General features: G+C 69.9%; 13 protein-coding genes. 7 read left to right on the top strand and 6 right to left on the bottom strand.

The features are described from left to right. Positions 1 to 34: 34 nt before the first annotated feature. Together ABT070_RS32620 and ABT070_RS32615 are read left to right on the top strand one after the other, a co-directional pair. Positions 35 to 1003 (top strand): helix-turn-helix transcriptional regulator, encoded by a 969-nt coding sequence (locus ABT070_RS32620; protein WP_351765927.1) that lies wholly within the window; start codon positions 35 to 37, stop codon positions 1001 to 1003. A gap of 39 nt (positions 1004 to 1042) precedes the next feature. Then, positions 1043 to 3010 (top strand): rhamnogalacturonan lyase, encoded by a 1968-nt coding sequence (locus ABT070_RS32615; RefSeq protein ID WP_451101936.1) that lies wholly within the window; start codon positions 1043 to 1045, stop codon positions 3008 to 3010. A gap of 49 nt (positions 3011 to 3059) precedes the next feature. Here ABT070_RS32615 and ABT070_RS32610 read toward each other — a convergent pair whose 3' ends face one another. Continuing rightward, positions 3060 to 5723 (bottom strand): cellulose binding domain-containing protein, encoded by a 2664-nt coding sequence (locus ABT070_RS32610; RefSeq protein ID WP_351765926.1) that lies wholly within the window; start codon positions 5721 to 5723, stop codon positions 3060 to 3062. Positions 5724 to 6000: 277 nt separating this feature from the next. Beyond that, a complete protein-coding gene (locus ABT070_RS32605) occupies positions 6001 to 8916 on the bottom strand; it encodes a glycoside hydrolase family 48 protein (RefSeq protein WP_351765925.1) in 2916 nt (971 codons plus the stop codon). Between the two features lie 266 nt (positions 8917 to 9182). Between ABT070_RS32605 and ABT070_RS32600 the strand changes: the two genes are divergently transcribed. The 4 genes from ABT070_RS32600 to ABT070_RS32585 all read left to right on the top strand — a co-directional run bounded on the left by ABT070_RS32600 (position 9183) and on the right by ABT070_RS32585 (position 14667). After that, positions 9183 to 10676: a cellulase family glycosylhydrolase gene (locus tag ABT070_RS32600; RefSeq protein ID WP_351765924.1), complete on the top strand. Its 1494-nt coding sequence runs from the start codon at positions 9183 to 9185 to the stop codon at positions 10674 to 10676. A 133-nt stretch (positions 10677 to 10809) separates the two neighbouring features. Beyond that, positions 10810 to 12531 carry a glycoside hydrolase family 6 protein gene (locus tag ABT070_RS32595; protein ID WP_351765922.1) on the top strand — a complete coding sequence of 574 codons (1722 nt, stop codon included), beginning with the start codon at positions 10810 to 10812 and terminating at the stop codon, positions 12529 to 12531. A gap of 307 nt (positions 12532 to 12838) precedes the next feature. After that, the gene (locus ABT070_RS32590) at positions 12839 to 13774 is read left to right on the top strand and encodes a class I SAM-dependent methyltransferase (RefSeq protein WP_351765920.1); all 936 of its coding nucleotides are present in this window, start codon (positions 12839 to 12841) and stop codon (positions 13772 to 13774) included. A gap of 173 nt (positions 13775 to 13947) precedes the next feature. Continuing rightward, positions 13948 to 14667 (top strand): SDR family oxidoreductase, encoded by a 720-nt coding sequence (locus ABT070_RS32585; RefSeq protein ID WP_351765918.1) that lies wholly within the window; start codon positions 13948 to 13950, stop codon positions 14665 to 14667. A gap of 64 nt (positions 14668 to 14731) precedes the next feature. Here ABT070_RS32585 and ABT070_RS32580 read toward each other — a convergent pair whose 3' ends face one another. The 3 genes from ABT070_RS32580 to ABT070_RS32570 all read right to left on the bottom strand — a co-directional run bounded on the left by ABT070_RS32580 (position 14732) and on the right by ABT070_RS32570 (position 19395). Continuing rightward, positions 14732 to 15568: an aldo/keto reductase gene (locus tag ABT070_RS32580; RefSeq protein ID WP_351765916.1), complete on the bottom strand. Its 837-nt coding sequence runs from the start codon at positions 15566 to 15568 to the stop codon at positions 14732 to 14734. A gap of 175 nt (positions 15569 to 15743) precedes the next feature. Beyond that, positions 15744 to 17570 (bottom strand): AMP-dependent synthetase/ligase, encoded by a 1827-nt coding sequence (locus tag ABT070_RS32575; protein ID WP_351765914.1) that lies wholly within the window; start codon positions 17568 to 17570, stop codon positions 15744 to 15746. 325 nt (positions 17571 to 17895) lie between these two features. Next, on the bottom strand, positions 17896 to 19395 hold the full coding sequence (locus ABT070_RS32570) for an MFS transporter (protein ID WP_351765912.1): 1500 nt from the start codon (positions 19393 to 19395) through the stop codon (positions 17896 to 17898). Positions 19396 to 19518: 123 nt separating this feature from the next. Here ABT070_RS32570 and ABT070_RS32565 point away from each other — a divergent pair, with 123 nt between their 5' ends. Next, positions 19519 to 20508: an Lrp/AsnC family transcriptional regulator gene (locus ABT070_RS32565; RefSeq protein ID WP_351766074.1), complete on the top strand. Its 990-nt coding sequence runs from the start codon at positions 19519 to 19521 to the stop codon at positions 20506 to 20508. A gap of 177 nt (positions 20509 to 20685) precedes the next feature. Here ABT070_RS32565 and ABT070_RS32560 read toward each other — a convergent pair whose 3' ends face one another. After that, positions 20686 to 21597, bottom strand: coding sequence for a LysR substrate-binding domain-containing protein (locus ABT070_RS32560; RefSeq protein ID WP_351765910.1), 912 nt, complete (start codon positions 21595 to 21597; stop codon positions 20686 to 20688). Positions 21598 to 21675 lie beyond the last annotated feature (78 nt).

Genomic DNA, 21675 nt, shown 5'->3' with positions numbered 1-21675 from the left:
GACGCTAGGCCGACTTCACTGACATCCTGTGTCAGTGAAGTCCAGCCGACTCGTGTCGATCCTGCTGCTGCTCCAGACCCGGGGCCGGATGACGGCCGCCCAGCTCGCGGAGGAGCTGGAGGTGTCGGTGCGCACCGTCTACCGGGACGTGGAGGCACTGGGCGCGGCGGGCGTCCCGCTGTACGGCGACGCCGGTCATGCCGGCGGCTACCGCCTGCTCGACGGTTACCGCACCCGCCTGACGGGACTGACCGCCGACGAGGCGGAGGCGCTGTTCCTCGCCGGGGTCCCCGGTCCGGCCGCTCAGCTGGGCCTCGGTCCGGTCCTGGCCGCAGCACAGCTCAAGGTGCGAGCCGCGCTGCCGCCGGAACTACGCGTGCACGCGGACCGGATCAGCGGGCGCTTCCACCTGGACGCGCCCGGCTGGTACACGGACGCGGGGGCCGACGAGGTGCCGTATCTGGCGGCGGTCGCCGACGCGGTGTGGAACAACAGGATCCTGCATATCGAATACCGTCGCTGGCGGGAGCCCACCGACGTCGAACGCCGGCTGGAGCCCTACGGCCTGGTCCTGAAGGCGGGACGCTGGTACGTCGTCGCCGGCCCCGGCCCGCGTACCTTCCGCGTCGACCAGATCCTCCGGCTGACTCCTTCCGAGGAGGTGTTCACCCGGCCGGACGACTTCGACCTGGCCGCCCACTGGACGGCGTACCAACGGGGTTTCCACCAGCGGTTGTACCAGGACAGGGCGGAGGCGGTGGTGCGACTGGCGCCGGGGGCGACCCTCATCCGTGCGGTGCGGCTCGACGGGCCCGCCGGGGCGGACGGCTGGACGGTGGCCAGGGTCCCCATCGAGTCCGTCGAGCACGCCCACGCCGAATTCCTGCGCCTGGGCACGGACATCGAGGTGCTCCAGCCGCCGGAACTGCGTGAGCGGATCGCCCGGACGGTGACAGAACTGGCGGCGCGGTACGGCAACTCCCCTGTCCGCGGCGGCAACTGAGAGGCGGAACCCATCCGTCCCTCCCAGGAGGTACGTCTCGTGCAGCAACCGCACCCGCACCCGCATTCCCGTCCGCACCCGGAGCCTCGTCCGCACGCGGATCCCCCTCCGCGCAAGCGACGCAGGCGACGGGCCGTCCTCTCCGCGCTGGCCGCCACCACGGCCCTGGTCGCCGCCGGACTGACCACGCTCGGCGCCGGCATGTCCCCCACGCTCGAACTCACTCGCGCGGGAGGGGCCCCCATGGCCGCCACCGCCCGTCAGGTGGAGGCCCTCGACCGGGGGGTCGTCAGCGTGCACACCGACAGCGGCAACCTGGTCAGCTGGCGCTGGCTCGGCACCGACCCCGACAGCGTCTCCTTCAACGTCTACCGGGCCGGCGCCAAGGTCAACCCGGCCCCGGTCACCGGCTCCACGAACTACTTCCACGCCGGCGCCCCGTCCCAGGCCGACTACACCGTCCGCGCGATCGTGAACGGCGTCGAACAGGCCGACTCCGTCCACGCGATCCAGTTCCGCACCGGCTACAAGGACGTCCCCATCACCCCGCCGGCCGGCGGCACGACCCCCGACGGCGTCGCCTACACCTACGAGGCCAACGACGCCTCCGTCGGCGACCTGGACGGCGACGGCGCCCTGGACATCGTCCTGAAGTGGCAGCCGACCAACGCCAAGGACAACTCCCAGTCGGGCTACACCGGCAACACGGTCGTCGACGGCCTCAAGCTCGACGGCACCCGCCTGTGGCGCGTCGACCTCGGCCGCAACATCCGCTCCGGCGCCCACTACACACAGTTCCAGGTGTACGACTACGACGGCGACGGCAAGGCCGAGATCGCCATGAAGACGGCCGACGGCACGGTGGACGGCACGGGCACGGTCATCGGCACTTCCTCCGCCGACTACCGCAACTCCAGCGGCTATGTGCTGTCCGGCCCCGAGTACCTGACCATGTTCAACGGCCAGAGCGGCAAGGCGATGAGCTCCGTCGACTACGTCCCGGCCCGCGGCACGGTCTCGTCCTGGGGCGACTCGTACGGCAACCGCGTCGACCGCTTCCTCGCGGGAACCGCTTACCTGGACGGTTCCCGACCCTCGCTGATCATGGCGCGCGGTTACTACACGCGTACCGTGATCGCCGCCTGGGACTGGCGGAACGGCGCCTTCACCCGCCGCTGGACCTTCGACACCAACTCCTCCACCAACACCGGCAAGGGGTACGACGGCCAGGGCTCGCACAGCCTCTCCGTCGGGGACGTGGACGGCGACGGCAAGGACGAGATCGTCTACGGCGCGATGGCGGTAGACGACAACGGAAACGGCCTGTGGACCACGAAGACGGGACACGGCGACGCCCAGCACCTCGGCGACCTCGACCCGTCGCAGGCCGGCCTCGAGTACTTCAAGGTCTCGGAGTCGACCGGCCAGCCCGCCGAGCTGTACATCGATCCGGCGAACGGCACGATCGACTGGCAGCTCGCCGCCTGCTGCGACAACGGCCGCGGAGTCGCCGGCGACATCTGGGCGGGCAACGACGGCGCCGAGGTCTGGTCGGCCTCCGACACCTCGGTCCGTGACGAGGCGGGAGCGACGAAGGGCCGGGAACCGTCCTCCGTCAACTTCCTCTCCTGGTGGGACGCCGACCCCGTCCGTGAGCTCCTCGACGGCACCCACATCGACAAGTACGGCACCTCCTCGGACACCCGCCTCCTGACCGGCTCGGGCGTCCACTCCAACAACAGCACCAAGGCCACCCCGTCGCTGTCCGGCGACATCCTCGGCGACTGGCGCGAAGAGGTCGTCTGGCCGACCACCGACAACACGGCCCTGCGCATCTACTCGACGCCGTACGAGACGACGACACGCATCACGACCCTGCTGCACGACACGATGTACCGCACCGGCCTGGCCTGGCAGAACACGGCGTACAACCAACCGCCGCACCCGAGCTACTTCCTCGGCAACGGAATGCAGACGGCACCCCGCCCGACGGTCTACACCCCCTGAGCGGACGAGGGGTGCGCGCACCGGTCCCCGGGGCGCGCACCCACGGCTCTCAGCTCACCGTGCAGCTCTGGTCACCCAGCTTGAACGCCGCCGGTTTCGTGTTCGACCCCGACCAACTGCCCGTGAAGCCGAAACTGACGGACGAGCCGGCCGCCACGTTGGCGTTCCAGCTGACGTTCTTCGCCGTCACCGTCGAACCCGCCTGGGTGTAGTCGGCGTTCCACAGCTGGGAAACGGTCTGGCCGTTCGGGAAGGCCCAGTTGAGGCTCCAGCCGGACCAGGCGCTCGTGCCCGTGTTGGCGAGCTTGACGTCCGCCTGGAAACCGCCCGACCACTGGTTGGTGACGGTGTACGTCACCGCGCAGGCGCCGGTCGGCGTGGGGTCCGTCGGGTCGGTGGGATCCGTGCCCCCGCCGCCCGTGTCGGAGGTGTCGCCGTAGATCACACCCCGGCCGTTCGTCGAGACGTAGACCCGTCCGTACACCCTCGGGTCACCCGTGATCGCCCCGCCCGTCCAGCCCCACTGGTGGGCATCGTCGTTGACCCGGGTCCAGGTCACGCCCTTGTCCGTCGAGCGGAAGATGCCCCGGACGCCGGCGATCTTCGCGCTGGTGTACAGGGTCTGGTACGACGCGCCCGTCGCCGCCTTGCCGAACCCGATGGTGTCGGCCTGCTCGACCCCCGACAGCTTGCTGAAGGTCGCGCCGGAATCGGTGGAGTGCCACAGCCCGTACGCCCCGTCGCTCGCCCCGCCCGCCAGCCAGACATCGCCCTTCGTGCCCGGCAGCGCCTTGAAACGCACGCTGTCCCCACTGGGCAGACCGGTCGCCGCGGACCCGGTGAAGGTCGCGCCGCCGTCCGAACTCACGTAGAACTTGCCCGACTTGAAGCCGTAGAAGGTCTTGGGGCCGACCCGGTCGGACTCGACGATCGCGCCGGCCGGGATCCCGCTCGACGCCTGCCACGAGGTGCCGAAACCGGTGGTGTACTGCACCCCGGCGCCCGCCGGGCTCCACACGAAGCGGCCGCCGTCCGCCGCCGCGGCGACCGTGCCGCCCCCGCTGACCCCCGAAGGGTCCGTCCCGGCGAACCAGTTGGCGCCGTTGTCCGTCGAGAACGCCACATGCGGACCCGTGTCCAGGTTGCCGACGCGCACCACGGTGTTCGGGTTCGTCTCGGCGTAGTCCAGGCTCGTCGTCGACGTGAAGTTCGGGGAGGTGAACATCATCGGCGGAACCTTCGTCAGGTCCGTGTGGCGGAAGCCGCCGATGTCGCCCAGCGCGCTGAGCAGGGGAGCGCCGGACGGCGGAGAGGCGATGTCCAGCACCGCCGTCTCCTCCAGCCCCTGCACCATCGGCTTGATGGTGAACTGGCCCCCGCTGTCCCAGTTGGCCAGGTTCTCCGTGCCGTAGATCGTCGCGCCGGTGCCGTACATCATGCGGCCGGAGTTGAACGGGTCGATCTCCAACGCCTCGGTCATCCAGCCGAGTTTGGGCGTCTGCTCCGGTGGCGACGGGTTGGCGCCCCAGGTCAGCCACGGGGACGACGAGACGTCCATCGTGTACCGGTTCGCGCGGTTGGGGTACGACGTGTAGTCCCACGCCTTCGTCCAGGTGCCGCCGCTGTCCGTCGAGCGGAAGATCTGGGTGTCCGGCCACCAGGAACTGTAGGCGGTGGCCATGACGGTGCCGGGCTTCTGCCGGTCGATCGTCAGCCCACTGAAGCCGTAGTACGTGTCGGCCTCCGCCACCGGGCTGATGTCCGTCCAGGTGCCGGTCGCCGTCGCGTACCGCCACAGCCTGCCCTTGCCGCCGTCGTACGGCCCGCCCTTGTCGCTGTACGCGAGGTACAGATAGCCGTTGACGGTGTCCAGTACACCCTTGTGCGCCAGATATCCCGTCGGCTGTCCGGCCAGCCGCGTCCAGGTCGCGCCCGCGTCCGTCGACCGGTACACCGCGTTGTCCTTGTCCGCCACGCCGACGTAGATCGTCTTCGTCGCGGCGCCGGACGCCCCCGTGGACTCGTCGAAGGTGACCCAGACGACGCCCTGGTTGTCGGAGGCGTACCCGCTGGTGTCGGTCGGATCCTGCTGGTAGTTCCCGACGTTGGGGAAGCTCGTCACCTGCGACCAGGTGACTCCCGAGTCCGTCGACCGCCACAGGCCCTTGCCGCTCGGCGCGCCCAGATACAGCACGCTGTTCCTGTTCGGGTCGACCGCCAGACGCTCGCCCATCCCGCGGCCGGGCATGTTGCCGCCGAGCTTGTAGGGCAGATCCGTCTTCTGCCAGCTCGCGCCCCGGTCGGCGGAGCGCAGCACGGCCCCGTTGCCCGGATCCCAGCTGTTGGTGTACGTGCCGACCGCCGCGTACACCTTGTTCGGGTCGACGGAGTCGGAGGCCAGGCTCACCACTCCCGTGTGCCCCCAGTCCGCCCAGCCGACCGAGTCCAGCAGGGGCGTCCAGGTCTTGCTCGACTCCTGCCAGCGGTACGCGCCGCCGATGTCGGTGCGCGCGTAGGCGAGGTTCTTCTCCTTGCGGTTGAAGACGATGCCGGGCACGAAGCCGCCGCCGTCGATCCGGGCGTTCTTCCAGGTGTACGACTCTGCGGCGAGCGTCGTTCGCGGGCTGCCGTCCGCGGCCAGTACGGGCGGACTGCCCGCGATCAGGCCGGCGGCCAGCGCCAGAACGGCGGTGAGGATACGGGTTCTTCGCACGGTGGGGGTCCTTCCTCGCGAAGCCATGTGTGCGGGGGGATACGGGACGTGCGACTGCCGGGCGGCCCCCTGTGCGGGTGGGGGCCGCCCGGCCTGGGCCCCGCCGTCAGGTGACGGGGCCACGTACGCGGAACCTTCGAGCCACTCCGGCGAGGGGCGGGTGTCACCCCGCGCCCCGAGCCCCGAAGGGGCGACCAGGGGCGCGGGGAACTGCGCGACCAGTCACATCCGGCCCGCAGACGAACCCCGCCGTACCCGCGGAGCGCTCAGCGGGGGCCTATTCGAGAAGCTCCGCGTACGAGCCCATGGCCAGGGCGATGTCCGCCTGGGCCCAGAAGCGGTGGTACGTGAACACGGGCGCGGCTCCGCCCGCGAGATAGCCCTCGATCTTCGACCAGGCCGGGTCGTTCTTGTAGAAGGACCGCAGCGAGGCGAAGGTCGAGGAGGAGTTGATCGCGTCGCCGTTCGGCATCTTGCCGCTGAAGGTGCTCGGGACGTACACGCCGTCGTCGAAGCGGTTGTAGTCGGCGCGGGTCTCCGGCACCGCGATGCCGAGGGCGTCCTGGTTGTTGGCCCACATACCGTCCAGGAGAGCCTTCGCGGTCGTCTTCGCCTCCGTGTCACCGGACCTGGCGGCGTAGTACGTCAGGGTCTTGGCGTACGCGGCGGCCACGCCGACGTCATTGGTGTAGTCGGCGACGGTGACGTGAAGACCCGTGTTGGCGCCGGGACTTGACGCGTTCCAGGTGTCGGGCTGGCCCGACCACTGGAGCGTGGAGGGGATCAGGAAGGTGCCGTCCGGGTTGATCGTGGTCTTGGACAGCGCCCAGTCGACCCACTTGTCGAGGACCGCCTTGGCGCTCGCGTTCCCCGTCTGCTGGTAGTACTCGGCGACCCGCTCCATGGACCACGCCTGGAAGCCGAACCACTGGTTGGACGGCGGGTCGTGGTAGACGGGCTGCTGGTCGTAGTACATGCCGTAGAAGGTCGACGTGCCGGTCGGGGGAGTCGCGTAGCGGCCCGCCCAGCTGTTCGTCGCCCCGCCCGCGATGGCGCCTTCGCTGGACTGCAGCCAGCGGTAGAACTCCAGCTGCCGGGTCAACGACTTCGCCCAGTCCGCCTGACCCGTCGCCGACTTGGGCTTCAGGTCGGCGTAACTGCTGAGCGCGTAGGCGGCCAGCGGGTTCTGGTAGCCGCCGTGGGTGTGACTGGACCCGATGCGCCAGGCCCAGCCGGCGCTGGTGTCCGTGGCGCCGCCCCAGGCGTAGTACCAGGACATCAGGTAGTGCGAGGCGTCCTTGCCGGTGCCGGCCGCGCAGGCGGTCGGTCCGACGCAGTTGCCGATCTTCTTGAAGTACTTGTCGTACATCGAGTAGCGCAGGTAGTCGCCCATCTTCGCGGCCTTGCCGACGGTCGCGGAGACGTCACTGCCCTTGCCCTGGGCCTCGGCCCAGATGTCCGCCCAGTACGCGGCCTGCACGGCCCGCGCGTCGGCGTCCGGGGCGTTGGTGAACTTCCACTGCTTGGCGTAGGACGCGTCGCCGGTGAACAGGTCCAGATACCCGTTCGTGCCGCCGTACTTGAAGGCGTCGCAGGTCGGCTGCGGCACGGTCTCCCACACCGATTCCTGCGAACCGCGCTGGAAGGTGTTGATGTACGACGGGCCGGTGTCGGCCGGGCCGGCCTCGCACTTGCCGGGCGCGTTGCCGTAGCCGTAGGTGTTGTCGACGTCCTGAAGCCAGTGCATACCGTAGACGTCGTCCGTACCGTACGCGGTCTTCAGTTCACCGGCTATGGGATCCGATCCCACGGACACCCCGGTGTCCAGCTTCGCCGGATACTCGTTCGGAGTGTCCAGCTCCGGCGCGTACGTCGCCGGCTTGGCGGCGTTGTAGAACGAGTTGGTCGGCTGGTCGGCGTGGGTGGGGATCATGTACTTCTCCATGATGTCCCAGGCGCCGTTGAACTTGGTCCAGTCGCCGGTGATCTTCCCGTACATCGCCTGAAGCCACAGCAGGTAGCTGTAGGCCTCGGAGGTCGTCTCGTGTCCCTGGTCAGGGGCTTCGACGATCAGTGTCTCGACCGAGTGGTACGGGATGCCCTCGGGGGAGAAGTAACCGCTTGCCGGGTTGGTGATCTTGCCGTAGAGCTCCAGGAACCGGGCGTCGTACGCCTTGGTGCCCGCGATCTCGGTGGCCGTGACCGAGGCCTTCGCGTGCCCGGTGGCCGTCGACTCGAAGGTCGCGGCGCCCGTGCCGGAGGCGTTGGCTGTGACGGTCACGTTCTGCGCGGTGCTCCAGTTCGACGGCGTGAAGGTCAGGCTCGCGCCGCCCGTCACCGTCAGGCCCGTGTTGCCGGTGGTGCGGGCGGTCGTGACGGTCACATTGGCCGACGGCTGGGTCGACAGCTTCAGTGAGTAGGTGCCCGTCTTGCCCTGCTGCACGGCAAGCTGGTTGGTCGAGGCCACCACGGCCGGTCCCGAGACGACCGTGATGCCGACCGGGGTCGACGACGCCGAAGCGCCCAGGCTGTCGTACGCCTTGGCGACCAAGGAGTGACTGCCCACGGACAACCCGGTGGCGGACAGGGTGTACGGGGAGCTCGTGTCCGTACCCAGCAGGGTCGTGTCGTCATAGAACTCGATCTTGCTGATGGTGGCGCTGTCGGCGGCCGCGGCGGTCGCCGCGAGCGGCACCGCGTTCCCCTGCGTGTAGACGGCGCCCGCGGTCGGGCTGGTCAGCACGGTGACCGGCGGCTGGTGAGCGCCGACGCAGGTGGTGCCGTTGACCGCGAAGCTCGCGGGAGCGGCGTTCGTCCCGCTGTAGGTGAACTGCGCGCCCGTGCTGACGGCGGCGCCGGCGGCGACCGTCCCGTTGTACGAGGCGTTGTTCACCGTGATCTGCTGACCGGACTGCGTCCAGCTGCCGTTCCATCCGTTCGTCAGCTTCTGGTTGCCCGCGTAGGAGTACGTCAGGGCCCAGCCGCTGATCGGGTCGGTGCCCCGGTTGGTGAGGGTCAGGTCTGCGGTGAACCCTGAACCCCAGTCATTGGTCTTGTAGTCCACGCTGCACTGAAGTGCGGCTGCCTGTGCGGGAGTTGTGCTCGTACTCAGCATGGCGAGGGGGAGCGCGAGGGCCGCCAGGGCGGCGGTCCACAGGCGCCGCGCCCCGCGGCGTCTGCGTGAGGGATCCATGGTGCTGGTTCCTCCTTGCGGCTCGGAGAAGTGGGGGGAGGAGCAACAAGCCTTGAACCAGTGGGAGCGCTCCCATAGTGGGGATGGGGGTCGGAGCGGTCAAGGTGCTTGAAGAGTCGAAAAGATTCGACGAGGGATGTTGAGGGAAAGTCAGTGACGCCTCTGTTCTTTGCCAGCACTTGGCGCTAGCTTCGAGGCACCAGTGGGAGCGGTTCCATCAGTCGACGCGTCTGTTCACGATGCGCCCGATCTGCAAGGAGTCGCTCATGCGACACCCCCCGCGTTCAGTACTTTTAGCCGTCGCCGGCACGGTCGCCCTCGTTGCGGGCGCCCTGTTGCCTGTCGTCACGGCGCAGGGAGCCGTGCCCGCGTGCACGGTCGAGTACTCGGTCACCGGCCAGTGGGACGCCGGCTTCCAGGGCGCCGTGAGGATCACCAACAACACGACGGCCCTGAGCAGTTGGAACCTCACCTTCGACTTCGCGGACGGCCAGAAGGTCACCCAGGGCTGGAGCGCCAAGTGGTCCCAGTCCGGCACCACCGTCACCGCCGCGAACGAGAGCTGGAACGGCTCCCTGGGCACCGGCGCAAGCGTCAGCGCGGGCTTCATCGCCTCCACCTCGAAGACGAACACCGTACCGACGGCGTTCAAGCTCAACGGCACGACCTGCAACGCCGACACCGCACCGACCCCCACGCCCACCCCCACCACGCCACCCACGACGGACCCGCCGGACACCGGTGACGGGCCGCCCGTGCTGCGCGTCTCGGGAAACAAGCTCGTGGACGCCGACGGAAACACCCGTCGTCTGCTCGGCGTGAACCGCTCCGGCGGCGAGTTCATGTGCGTACAGGGGCGCGGCATCTGGGACGGTCCGGTCGACGACGCAGCCGTCGAGGCGATCGCCGACTGGAACGTCGACACCGTGCGCATCCCGCTCAACGAGGAGTGCTGGCTGGGCCTGTCGAACATCAACTCCGCCTACGGCGGAACCAACTACGTCAACGCCGTCAAGGACCTGGTGACCCGCGTCGAGGCGCACGGCATGACGCCGATCGTCGAACTGCACTGGAACTACGGTCAGTACACGGGCAATTCGGCCGGCTGCTCCGATGTCCACGCCAGCTGCCAGAAGCCGATGCCCGACATGCAGTACACCCCGTCGTTCTGGACCTCGGTGGCCAACACCTTCAAGAACGACCAGGCCGTCGTGTTCGACCTGTTCAACGAGCCCTACCCGGACCGCGCCACCTCCACGACCACCCAGGCGTGGCAGTGCTGGCGGGACGGCGGCACCTGCCCCGGCATCGGGTACGAGGTCGCCGGTATGCAGGATCTCGTCGACGCGGTACGCGCGACCGGCGCCAGGAACGTGATCCTGGCCGGCGGGCTCGCGTACTCCAACGACCTGAGCCAGTGGCTGACGTACAAGCCCTCCGACCCGACCGGCAATCTCGCCGCCGCGTACCACGTCTACAACTTCAACACCTGCGCGAACGAGAGCTGCTGGAACTCCACCCTCGCCCCCGTCGCCGCCCAAGTGCCGCTCGTGGCAGGGGAGATCGGGGAGAACACCTGCTCCCACGGATTCGTCGATCAGGTCATGAAGTGGTTCGACGACCGCGGTCTGTCGTACCTGGGCTGGACCTGGAACACCTGGGACTGCTCCACCGGTCCGTCTCTGATCTCCGGCTACGACGGAACGCCCACGGCGTACGGCGCCGGCCTGCGCGACCACCTGCGCGCACTCGACGGATAGGCGCCACCGGACCGATCAGCCGGGTCGATCGACCGGGCCGGAACCCGGGCCGCTCCCGCCGGCTGAGGGTCCGTCAGAACCGCCGAACGAACGGAACGGACAACACCCGCAACCGAGAAGGAAACCCGCACTCATGAGCCGTAGCAGAACAGCGGTACTCGCCGCGCTGGCGCTGGTCGCCGGCGCCTCCGGGACGGCGCTCGCGGTCGTCCCCGGCGATCCGGGCATCGCCGCGATCCCGTGCAGCGTCGACTACAAGGTGCAGAACGACTGGGGCACCGGCTTCACCGCCGCCGTCACCGTCACCAACAACTCGGCCGCGAAGTCGAGTTGGTCGGTGAAGTGGGCGTACGCCGGTACCCAGAAGGTCACCAACGGGTGGAACGCGAAGATCACCCAGTCCGGTACGGCCGTCACCGCCAACAACGAGACCTACAACGGGACGCTCGCGACCGGAGGTTCGGTCAGCTTCGGATTCCAGGGCACCTACAGCGGGACCAACGCGATTCCCACCGCGTTCACCCTCGACGGCGTGACCTGCAACGTCGACAGCGGCACCGGCGGGCCCACCGACCCGGGCCCGACCGACCCCGGCACCCCGTCCACCAAGGTCGACAACCCCTACTCCGGCGCCAAGGTGTACGTGAACCCCGAATGGTCGGCGAAGGCCGCCGCCGAGACGGGTGGCAGCCGTATCTCCAGCCAGCCGACCGGCGTCTGGCTGGACCGTATCGCCGCCATCAACGGCGTGAACGGCGGCATGGGTCTGCGCGCCCACCTCGACGCGGCCCTCGCCCAGAAGGGCAGCGGTCAGGAAGTCGTCCAGCTGGTCGTCTACGACCTTCCCGGACGTGACTGCGCCGCCCTCGCCTCCAACGGCGAGCTCGGCCCGACGGAGATCGACAAGTACAAGACGCAGTTCATCGACCCGATCGCGACGATCCTCGCCGACAGCAAGTACGCCGGCCTGCGGATCGTCACCACCATCGAGATCGACTCGCTGCCCAACCTCGTCACCAACACCGGCAGCCGGCCCACCGCCACCGCCGCCTGCGACACCATGAAGGCCAACGGCAACTACGTGAAGGGCGTCGGCTACGCGCTGGACAAGCTCGGCGCGATCCCCAACGTCTACAACTACATCGACGCCGGTCACCACGGCTGGCTCGGCTGGGACGACAACTTCGCCCCGTCCGCCCAGCTCTTCTACCAGGCGGCCACCGCCGAGGGCGCGACCGTCGACGACGTGCACGGCTTCATCACCAACACGGCGAACTACAGCGCCCTGAAGGAGAACAACTTCACCATCAACGACTCCGTGGCCGGCAAGTCGGTGCGCGAGTCCAAGTGGGTGGACTGGAACCGGTACGTCGACGAGCAGTCGTACGCCCAGGCCTTCCGTAACCAACTGGTCACCGCGGGCTTCAGGTCGACCATCGGCATGCTGATCGACACCTCCCGCAACGGCTGGGGCGGCACCGCCCGGCCCGCCGGAGCGGGCGCCACGACCAGCGTGGACACCTACGTCGACGGCGGCCGCTACGACCGCCGCATCCACATCGGCAACTGGTGCAACCAGTCCGGCGCCGGTCTCGGCGAGCGCCCGCAGGCGGCTCCGGCCGCCGGGATCGACGCGTATGTGTGGATGAAGCCGCCGGGCGAGTCCGACGGCTCCAGCTCCGCCATCCCGAACGACGAGGGCAAGGGCTTCGATCAGATGTGCGACCCGACGTACACGGGCAACCCGCGCAACGGCAACAGCCTGTCGGGCGCCCTGGCGAACGCGCCGCTGTCCGGGCACTGGTTCTCGGCCCAGTTCCAGCAGCTGATGCAGAACGCGTACCCGCCGCTGTAGGGCTGCGGGGCCGTAGGCCGGCGGACCGGCGGGAGAGCCGGTCCGCACGGCGGTGAGGTGCGACGAGGGTTGATCCGTCGGGGTCGGTGGTCAGTACTCCCGGGCCGGACCGACCCCGGTGGACGCCGGTCGCGAACCCCACCTGCGAGCAGTTCCTGTCCGGCCGTTCCCGTTCCTCGGGAGCGGCCGGTCAGGCACGATCCGGCTTGCCGCGGGTGCCCCGTTTTTTGCCGCACCGGCAACAAAGACGGCCCAGGACCGGAGCGTCGGCGCACGCTGACGGCACACCGGACGAGAGGCTGACACCATGGCGCACCACCCGCACGAGTCCCACGGCGACCAGCACACCCCGGGCCAGGGCCACACCCCCGGCCATGCGCACGGCCACGGCCACGGCACCGACATCGACTGGGCCGAGATGGCCCCGCACCTCGAAGCCCAGGCGGAACTCTTCACGCCCCTGTACGAGCGGGCCCTGGCCTGGCTCGGGAAGGAGGTGACCGAGCCCGGGCTGATCGTGGACGTGGGCAGTGGCCCCGGGGTCGTCTCCTGTCTGTTCGCCGAGACGTTCCCCGGTGCGCGGATCACGGCCGTCGACGGTTCCGCGCCGCTGCTGGAGCGGGCGCGGCAGCGCGCCGACCGGCTCGGGTACGGCGACCGGTTCGACACCCTGACCGGCGAACTGCCGGATGTGCTCACCGAGTTGGACTACCCGGCCGATCTGCTGTGGGCCGGCCGCAGTCTGCACCACCTGGGCGACCAGCGCGCCGCCCTGGCCGCCTTCGCGGAACGCCTCGCGCCCGGCGGCACATTGGCGATCATGGAGGGCGGTCTGCCGGCCCGGTTCCTGCCGCGAGACCTCGGCTTCGGGCGACCCGGGCTGGAGGCACGGCTCGACACCCTGCAGGAGGAGTGGTTCGCGCGGATGAGGGCCGAACTGCCCGGCTCGGTCGAGGAGGCGGAGGACTGGGCGGCGCTGCTCGGCGCGGCCGGCCTGAAGCACGCCCGCACCCGCAGCTTCCTGCTCGATCTGCCGGCGCCCGCCTCCGACCGGGCCCGCGCCCATGTCGCCGCGTCCCTCTCGCGGTCACGGGACGTCTTCGGGGACGCCCTCGGCCCCGACGACCGCGCCACGCTGGACCGGCTTCTCGACCTGCAGGACGAGGCGGGAGTGCACCGCAGGGCGGACGTGTTCGTGCTCGCGGCGCACACCGTGCACACGGCGGTGAAGCCTGTCCGGTAGACGGACCGGTGGGCCAAGTCGGCCTGACGGGGGTTGACTTGGAGAGCGCTCCAAGTGATGGACTGCGTGCCGCGCGACGTACGTCGGGCTACGGGCTACGGGTAACGGGCTGCGCAACGCAGCAGTCGGCGTACACGGCCGGCACGCGCAGCCGACGCAATGGGGGGCACACCATGAGCAACGTATCGGGCACTTCGGATTCCCGGGTCGCACTGATCACCGGCGGCGGCAGCGGCATCGGCGCCGCCGTCGCGCGGCAGCTGCTGGACGCCGGGTACCGGGTCACGGTCACCGGCCGCGGCGAGGAGCGGCTGCGCGCCTTCGCCGCGGGACTCGGTGAGCCGAAGGAGCTGCTGACGGTGGCCGGGAACGCCGCCGACTACGACTGCGTACAGTCGGCGGTCGACCGTACGCTCGAGGAATACGGTCGACTGGACACGGTCGTCGCCAATGCGGGGACCGCCACCCACGACTCGGTCGCCGAGGGCGACCCGGCCGGGTGGACCGACATGGTCCTGACGAACGTACTCGGTCCCGCGCTCCTCATCCGGGCGTCGATCGACGCGCTCAAGGAGACCCGGGGCCGGATCGTGCTGGTCGGCAGTGTCGCCGGCTTCGTGCCCACCCCGGGCAACATCTACGGGGCGACGAAGTGGGCGGTGACCGGCCTCGCGGAGAACACCCGCCGCCAGGTCACCGAGTGGGGTGTCGGCGTGACGCTGATCGCGCCCGGCCGGGTGGAGACGCCCTTCTGGGACAGCTACGGCAGCCTGCCGCCCGGGCAGCTGCTGACCGCCGACCAGATCGCCGACTCCGTCGTGTGGGCCATCGGGCAGCCGGCCGGCGTCGACATCAACACCGTCGTCGTACGGCCGATCGGCCAGCCCAACTGACGAGCCTGCCGACGCGTCGAGGGCGCCCCCGGTCAGGGGGCGCCCTCGGCACGTGCGGGGAACCTCAGCCGACGTCGAACGTCGCCGGGTCCGGACCGATGCGGCGGTCCTCGTTGAGGGCGCTGATCGCCGCCAGGTCCTCGGTGTCCAGGCTGAAGTCGAACACGTCAATGTTCTCCTTGATCCGCGACGGCGTCACGGACTTCGGGATCACGACGTTGCCGAGCTGCAGATGCCAGCGCAGCACGACCTGGGCCGGGGTGCGGTTGTGCTTCTGGGCGATGGCCACGACCGCCGGGACCTCGAGGAGGCCCTTGCCCTGGCCGAGCGGGGACCAGGCCTCGGTGGCGATGCCCTGCTCCGCGTGGAACGCGCGCGAGGCGTGCTGCTGGAGGTGCGGGTGCAGCTCGATCTGGTTGACGGCCGGGATGACCGACGTCTCCGCGATCAGCCGCTCCAGATGCTCCGGCAGGAAGTTGGACACGCCTATGGCCCGCACCCGGCCGTCCGCGAGGAGCTTCTCGAACGCCTTGTACGAGTCCACGTAGCCGTCGCGCGAGGGCAGCGGCCAGTGGATGAGGTACAGGTCCAGGTAGTCCAGGCCGAGCTTCTCCAGCGAGGTGTCGAACGCGCGGAGCGTCGAGTCGTACCCCTGGTCGCTGTTCCAGAGCTTGGTGGTGACGAAGATGTCCTTGCGGGGCACGCCGGAGGAGGTGATGGCCTTGCCGGTGCCCTCCTCGTTGCCGTAGATCGCCGCTGTGTCGATGCTGCGGTACCCGGCCTCCAGCGCGGTGGAGACCGCCTGCTCCGCCTCGTCGTCCGGCACCTGCCAGACACCGAAGCCCAGCTGGGGCATCTCCACGCCGTTGTTGAGGATGATCGGGGGGACCTTGCTGCTCACGAGCTCTTGATCCTTCGGTTGTCCGTCAGTGTGGTACTCCCATCGTCAACGAACACGGCGAGTGATGCATTCCTGACCCCCGAATTCGTCTCGGGAGCGCCGCCGCAGGAACCCGCCTCGGGAGCCCGTCTCGGGAGGTTGTCGGAAACGTGTTTCACGGCCGCCGTCGGAGACCTCACGAGCGGTACAGCGCGTCGACCTCGTTCGCGTAAGCGTTTTCGATGGCCTTGCGCTTCAGCTTCAGTGACGGAGTCAGCAGTCCGTGCTCCTCCGTGAACGGCTGGGCCAGAATGCGGAAGGTGCGGATCGACTCGGCCTTCGAGACCAGCGTGTTGGCCGCGACGACGGATCGGCGCACCTCCGCCTCCAGGTCCGGGTCGCTCACCAGCTCGACCGGCGTCAGCTGCGGTTTGTTGCGCATCTGGAGCCAGTGCTCGACGGCCTCCTGGTCGAGGGTGACCAGGGCGGCCACGAACGGCCGGTCGTTGCCGACGACGATGCACTGGTTGACCAGCGGATGATCACGCACCCGCTCCTCGAGCAGCCCCGGCGAGACGCTCTTTCCGCCGGAGGTCACCAGGATCTCCTTCTTGCGGCCGGTAATGGTGAGGTAACCGTCTTCGTCGAGTGATCCCAGGTCGCCGGTGGCCAGCCAGCCGTCGTGCAGGGTCTCGTCGGTGGCCTTGGGGTTGTTGAGATAGCCCTGGAACACGTTTCCGCCGCGCAGCCAGATCTCGCTGTCGTCCGCGATGTGCACGGTCATGCCGGGGATGGCCTGGCCGACCGTGCCGTACCTGGTGCGTCCGGGCGGGTTGGCGGTCGCGGCCGCCGTCGTCTCGGTCAGGCCGTAGCCCTCGTAGATCTGCACGCCCGCGCCGGCGAAGAACAGGCCGAGCTTGCGGTCCATGGCCGAGCCGCCGGACATCGCGTGCCGCACCCGGCCGCCCATCGCCGCGCGCACCTTGGAGTAGACGAGCTTGTCGAACAGCTGGTGCTGCATGCGCAGCCCCGCCGACGGGCCGGGCCCGATGCCCCATGCCTTCGCCTCGACCGCTTCGGCGTAGTTCACGGCCACGTCGACCGCCTTCGCGAACGGTCCGGCCTTGCCTTCCCGCTCCGCCTTGCGGCGGGCCGCGTTGAAGACCTTCTCGAAGATGTACGGCACGGCCAGGAAGAACGAGGGTCTGAAAGCGGCCAGGTCGGGAAGCAGGGCGGCCGCGTGCAGCTGAGGCTGGTGGCCGAACCGGACCTTGCCGCGGATCGCGGCGATCTGCACCATCCGGCCGAAGACGTGCGCGAGCGGCAGGAACAGCAGGGTCGCCGCCTCGTCGCCCTTCTTGGAGTGGAACACCGGCTCCCAGCGCTCGATGACGGTGTCCGCCTCGAACATGAAGTTGCCGTGCGAGATGACACAGCCCTTGGGCCGGCCCGTCGTACCCGAGGTGTAGATGATCGTCGCGGTCGAGTCTGGGGTAACCGCTTCCCGGTGCCGGTGCACCACGTCGTCCTCGATGCCGGCGCCGGCCTCGTACAGCTCCTGCACGCAGCCCGAGTCCAGTTGCCACAGCTGCCGCAGCCGGGGGAGACGGTCGATGACGGTGGCGATCGTCATCGCGTGGTCCTCGTGCTCGACGACCGCGGCCGTGCACTCGGAGTCGTAGAGCATCCAGAAACACTGCTCGGCCGAGGAGGTCGAGTAGACCGGCACCACCTGGGCGCCGATCGTCCACAGGGCGAAGTCGAAGAGCGTCCACTCGTAGCGGGTGCGGGACATGATCGCGACACGGTCGCCGAAGCGGATGCCCTGCGCGAGCAGACCCTTGGCGAGGGCGAGGACCTCGTCGCGGAACTCGCCTGCGGTCACGTCCCGCCACTCGCCCCCCTCGTCCTTGCGGCCGAGAGCGACGTACTGCGGGTCCTCCTGGGCGTGCCGGAAGACGACGTCGGCCAGACCGCCCACCGGCGGTGCCAACGCCAACGGAGGGTTGGTGAACTCGCGCAAACCCGCACCCCGCTTCTCATGGCCGCACAGCGCCGTGAAAGCTACCCCACCAATCGACGGGAGGGGAGGGGTGCGGAAAACGAGGGATGCTCTCGTCTGCGCTGGTCAGTGCCGGAAAATGGGCTCACATGGGGAAGGGTCGGACAGAAAACTGACGGAAGAGTAAGTTTCGGCACCGTAATCTCCACCGAATCTGCCCGTACCGATTACCCTGCCCGCCCTTCCGGGGCCGGTCGCGGCCCGCGCCGCTCAGCCCCTGCGCTGAGCCCCTGCGCTCGACCTCCGGTCTCGACCCCTGCTCGCGAGACCACGGGCGGCGGCGCCGTCACGGCTGGGGGGCCGCCCCTTCTTTCGGCAGCGCGGCCGTGTCCGTTTCCGGCGCTTCGGCCGCGGCCTCTCGCTGCGGCCTGACCAGGACGAGGACGAGCGCCGCGGCGACCATGCCCGCGCAGCCCGCCGCCACCAGCGCCGTGTCGAGCCCGGAGGCGAACGCGGCCCGCAGGGTGTGCTCGGAGAACGTGCCCCGCAGCGCACCGGCGCCACCGCCCGCCAGCGCGTGGGAAGCGTCGTGCGGGAGGGTGTCGGTCATCCGGGAGGTCACCACGGTGCCGAAGACGGCGACGCCGAGCGCGTACCCGAGCTGCCGTACGGTGTTCACGGCCCCGCCCGCCATCCCGGCCCGCGCCGGTTCCACCGCGGCCAGCGCGGCCCCGGCGACGGTAGGAGCGACGAAACCGGTTCCTATGCCCACCAGCACGAACCCGGGGACCAGTGCCGTCCAGTCCGAGCCGGCGCCGAGCACGGCCTGGCAGAAACAGCCCGCTCCGATCAGCAGCAGCCCGCCGCCGATGGTCAGCCGGGCGGGAACGCCGTGGAACCGCTTACCCACCACGACCGCCGTGACCATGGCCGCCATGGTCATCGGCAGCAGCGTGAGTCCACCGCGCACCGGACTCATCCCCAGCAGCGTCTGCATCCAGATGGACAGGTACGGCGTCACCCCGAACGCCACGCCGTTGAAGGCGAGAGCGCCCACCATCACCCCCACGAACGCGGGCCGGCGCAACAGCGACAGATCGAGCAGCGGATGTGCCGCCCGCCGCTCCGCCAGCACGAAGCACACCAGCGCGAGCGCGGCGAGCCCGAACGAGGTGAGCGTCGCCGACGCCGTCCAGCCGTCCTCACCGGCCCGTACGACGGCGTACGCGGTCCCGCCCGCGAAGACCGCGAAGGTCGCCGTGCCCGCCCAGTCCACCCGCATCCCGCGCGGCCCCCTGGACTCCGGCACCGCCTTCAGCGTCAGCCACACCGCGACCACGCTCACCGGCAGGTTCACGTAGAAGATCCATCGCCAGCCGGGCCCCTCGGTCAGCAGCCCGCCCAGCACCGGCCCGACCGCGGCGGCCGCGCCGCTCACCGCGCCCCACACCCCGAGCGCGGCCGACCGCTGCCGGCCCTGGTAGACGGAGCCGAGCAACGGCAACGTCGTCGCCAGCATCGCTGCCGCCCCCACCCCCTGCAGGGCCCGGGCGGCGACGAGGGTGTCCGGCCCGCTCGCCAGCCCGCACAGCAGCGAGGCCACCGCGAAGACCACCACCCCCACCACGTGCACCCGGCGGCGCCCCAGGATGTCGGCGGTGGCCCCCGCCCCCAGCAGCAGCGCGGCCAGCGCGAGCGCGTACCCGTCGACGACCCACTGCAGATCGCTCAGCGAGGCGTGCAACGCCCGCGCCATGTCCGGCAGCGCCACGATCACGATCGTCACGTCCAGCAACAACATGAACGTCCCCAGGCACACCGCTGTCAGCGGCCCCCATGTGCGCATGTCCCACTCCTCGATGTCCTCTGCGATGACTGTCCAGCGCTCCGTACGATGGACGAGACGCGGCCGATCACCGTGGTGTCCGGTGTTCTGTCGACGGAATCCGACGGGGAAAGGTCGGTGGAGATGGAATTCCACGCCCAAGGCAAGCTGGACGGACTGGACCTTCAGCTGCTCTCGGCGCTGGAGGTGGACGGACGGGCCTCCTTCAGCAGACTCGGCGGCGTCCTGGGCGTCTCCGACCAGACGGTCGCGCGCCGCTATCGCAGGCTCAGCGCCGAGGCTGGTCTGAGGGTCGTGGCCGTCCGGGACGCGGAACGCCTCGGCCAGGACCAGTGGATGCTGCGGCTGCGCTGCGTTCCCGACAGCGCCACGGTCATCGCCGACGCGCTCGCCAAACGCCCCGACACCTACTGGATCGGCCTGGGCTCCGGCGGCACCGAGATCGTCTGCATGACCCGGCCCCGCCACCCCGGCGACCACGACGACCTGCTCCTCGGCAAGCTCCCGCGCACCCCGAGCGTCGTGGAGATCCGCGCCCAGCAACTCCTCCACCGCTTCTACGGCGGGCCGACCGGCTGGATGCGGAAGTTCGGCACACTGGACGAGGAGCAGATCGCCGTCCTCACCCCGCGCCACGACGCGAACGCGACGACGGGACCGGCCCGTATCGAGGCCGAGGACGAACCCCTGCTCGCCGTCCTGGAACGCGACGGCCGCGCCACCTACCCCGAACTCCAACGTGCCACCGGCCGCTCCGAGTCCGCCGTCAAGCGCCGCCTCGCTGCTCTGCTCGCCTCGGGCGCGGTCTACATCGACGTCGAGTACCACTCCGAGTGCCTCGGCTACCCCCTGGCCGCCGTCCTGTGGATCACCACGGCGCCCTCCGCCATGCACACGGTCGGAGAAGCGCTCGCCACCCACGACGAGATCGCCTTCGCCTCGGCCACGGCCGGCCCCTCCCACATCGTCGTCACCGCGGTGGTCCGGGACACGGCGGGCCTCTATGCCTACCTCAGCGGGCCTCTGGGTCGCCTGGAGGGCGTCCAGCACGTGGAGGCGACGCCGTTCATGCGGCGGGTGAAGCAGCTGACGTACCAGCATGCTGGCCGGTAGCCGGTAGCCGGTAGCCGGTAGCCGGTAGCCGGTAGCCGGTAGCCGGTAGCCGGTAGCCGGTAGCCGGTAGCCGGTAGGCGGTAGGCGGTAGGCGGTCGGCGGTCGGCGGTAGGCGGTCGGCGGTCGGCGGTAGGCGGTAGGCGGTCGGCGGTCGGCTAGGGGTGGTCTGCCGGTCGTTCAGCCTGCTCCGCCTCCCGGCAGGTCGAGTCGTCGGCCGGGTCCTGCCGCCCGTCGGTGCAGCCGGTCGCCGCCCGCCAGGATCGCCGCCGCCAGCGCGTCCGCGGCGCCCTGGGCCGAAGTGCGTCTGCGTCCGTGCACCAGCACGAAGTCGACCTGCCCCAGTTCCGGCAGTCCGGCCCGTTCCGGGATCCGCACCAGGCCCGGCGGGATCAGGCCTCGCGAGTGGGCCATCACGCCGAGGCCGGCCCGGGCCGCCGCGATGAGGCCGTTGAGGCTGCCACTCGTGCATACGATCCGCCAGGGCCGCCCCTGCCGCTCCAGCGCCTCCAGGGCCAGGGCCCGGGTGATGCCGGGAGGCGGGAACACGATGAGGGGGACCGGACGGTCGGCGTCCAGCCTCAGCCGCTCCGCGCCGATCCACACCAGCCCGTCGTGCCACACCAATTCCCCTCGGGGATCCTCGGGGCGTCTCTTGGCGAGCACCAGGTCCAGTTTTCCGGCGGCGAGTTGCTCGTGCAGGGTGCCCGACAGTTCCACGGTCAGTTCGAGGTCGACCTCGGGATGGTCGTAGCGGAAGCCTTCCAGGATCTCCGGGAGCCGGGTGAGGACGAAGTCCTCGGAGGCGCCGAAGCGCAGTCGGCCGCGCAGCCGGGTCCCGGTGAAGAACGCCGAGGCCTGCTCGTGGATGTCCAGGAGCCGGCGCGCGAACCCGAGCATCGCCTCGCCGTCCTCCGTCAGCTCCACGGAGTGGGTGTCCCGGGTGAACAGCGCCCGCCCGGTCGCGTCCTCGAGGCGTCGTACGTGCTGGCTGACCGTCGACTGACGCAGTCCGAGCCGCCGCGCGGCCTGCGTGAAGCTCAGCGTCTGGGCGACGGCCAGGAAAGTACGCAGATGGGAGGGCTCGTACACGCCCGCCACAGTAGCCTCTCGAAGGTTTGTTATCGCAATTCATGATGACAGTGAGAGCGGTATACCGGATTCCCGATC

Origin of the sequence: Streptomyces sp. NPDC002884 (genome assembly GCF_040295245.1) — a bacterium.
Lineage (GTDB): Bacteria > Actinomycetota > Actinomycetes > Streptomycetales > Streptomycetaceae > Streptomyces.
The sequence above is the reverse complement of the archived record's forward strand: the minus strand, read 5'-3'. Positions and strand labels throughout refer to the sequence as shown.

Coding starts and splice junctions, on each gene's coding strand:
- ABT070_RS32605 (WP_351765925.1), bottom strand. CDS start 8,916: ATGGATCCCTCACGCAGACGCCGCGGGGCGCGGCGCCTGTGGACCGCC.
- ABT070_RS32600 (WP_351765924.1), top strand. CDS start 9,183: ATGCGACACCCCCCGCGTTCAGTACTTTTAGCCGTCGCCGGCACGGTC.
- ABT070_RS32595 (WP_351765922.1), top strand. CDS start 10,810: ATGAGCCGTAGCAGAACAGCGGTACTCGCCGCGCTGGCGCTGGTCGCC.
- ABT070_RS32590 (WP_351765920.1), top strand. CDS start 12,839: ATGGCGCACCACCCGCACGAGTCCCACGGCGACCAGCACACCCCGGGC.
- ABT070_RS32585 (WP_351765918.1), top strand. CDS start 13,948: ATGAGCAACGTATCGGGCACTTCGGATTCCCGGGTCGCACTGATCACC.
- ABT070_RS32570 (WP_351765912.1), bottom strand. CDS start 19,395: ATGCGCACATGGGGGCCGCTGACAGCGGTGTGCCTGGGGACGTTCATG.
- ABT070_RS32565 (WP_351766074.1), top strand. CDS start 19,519: ATGGAATTCCACGCCCAAGGCAAGCTGGACGGACTGGACCTTCAGCTG.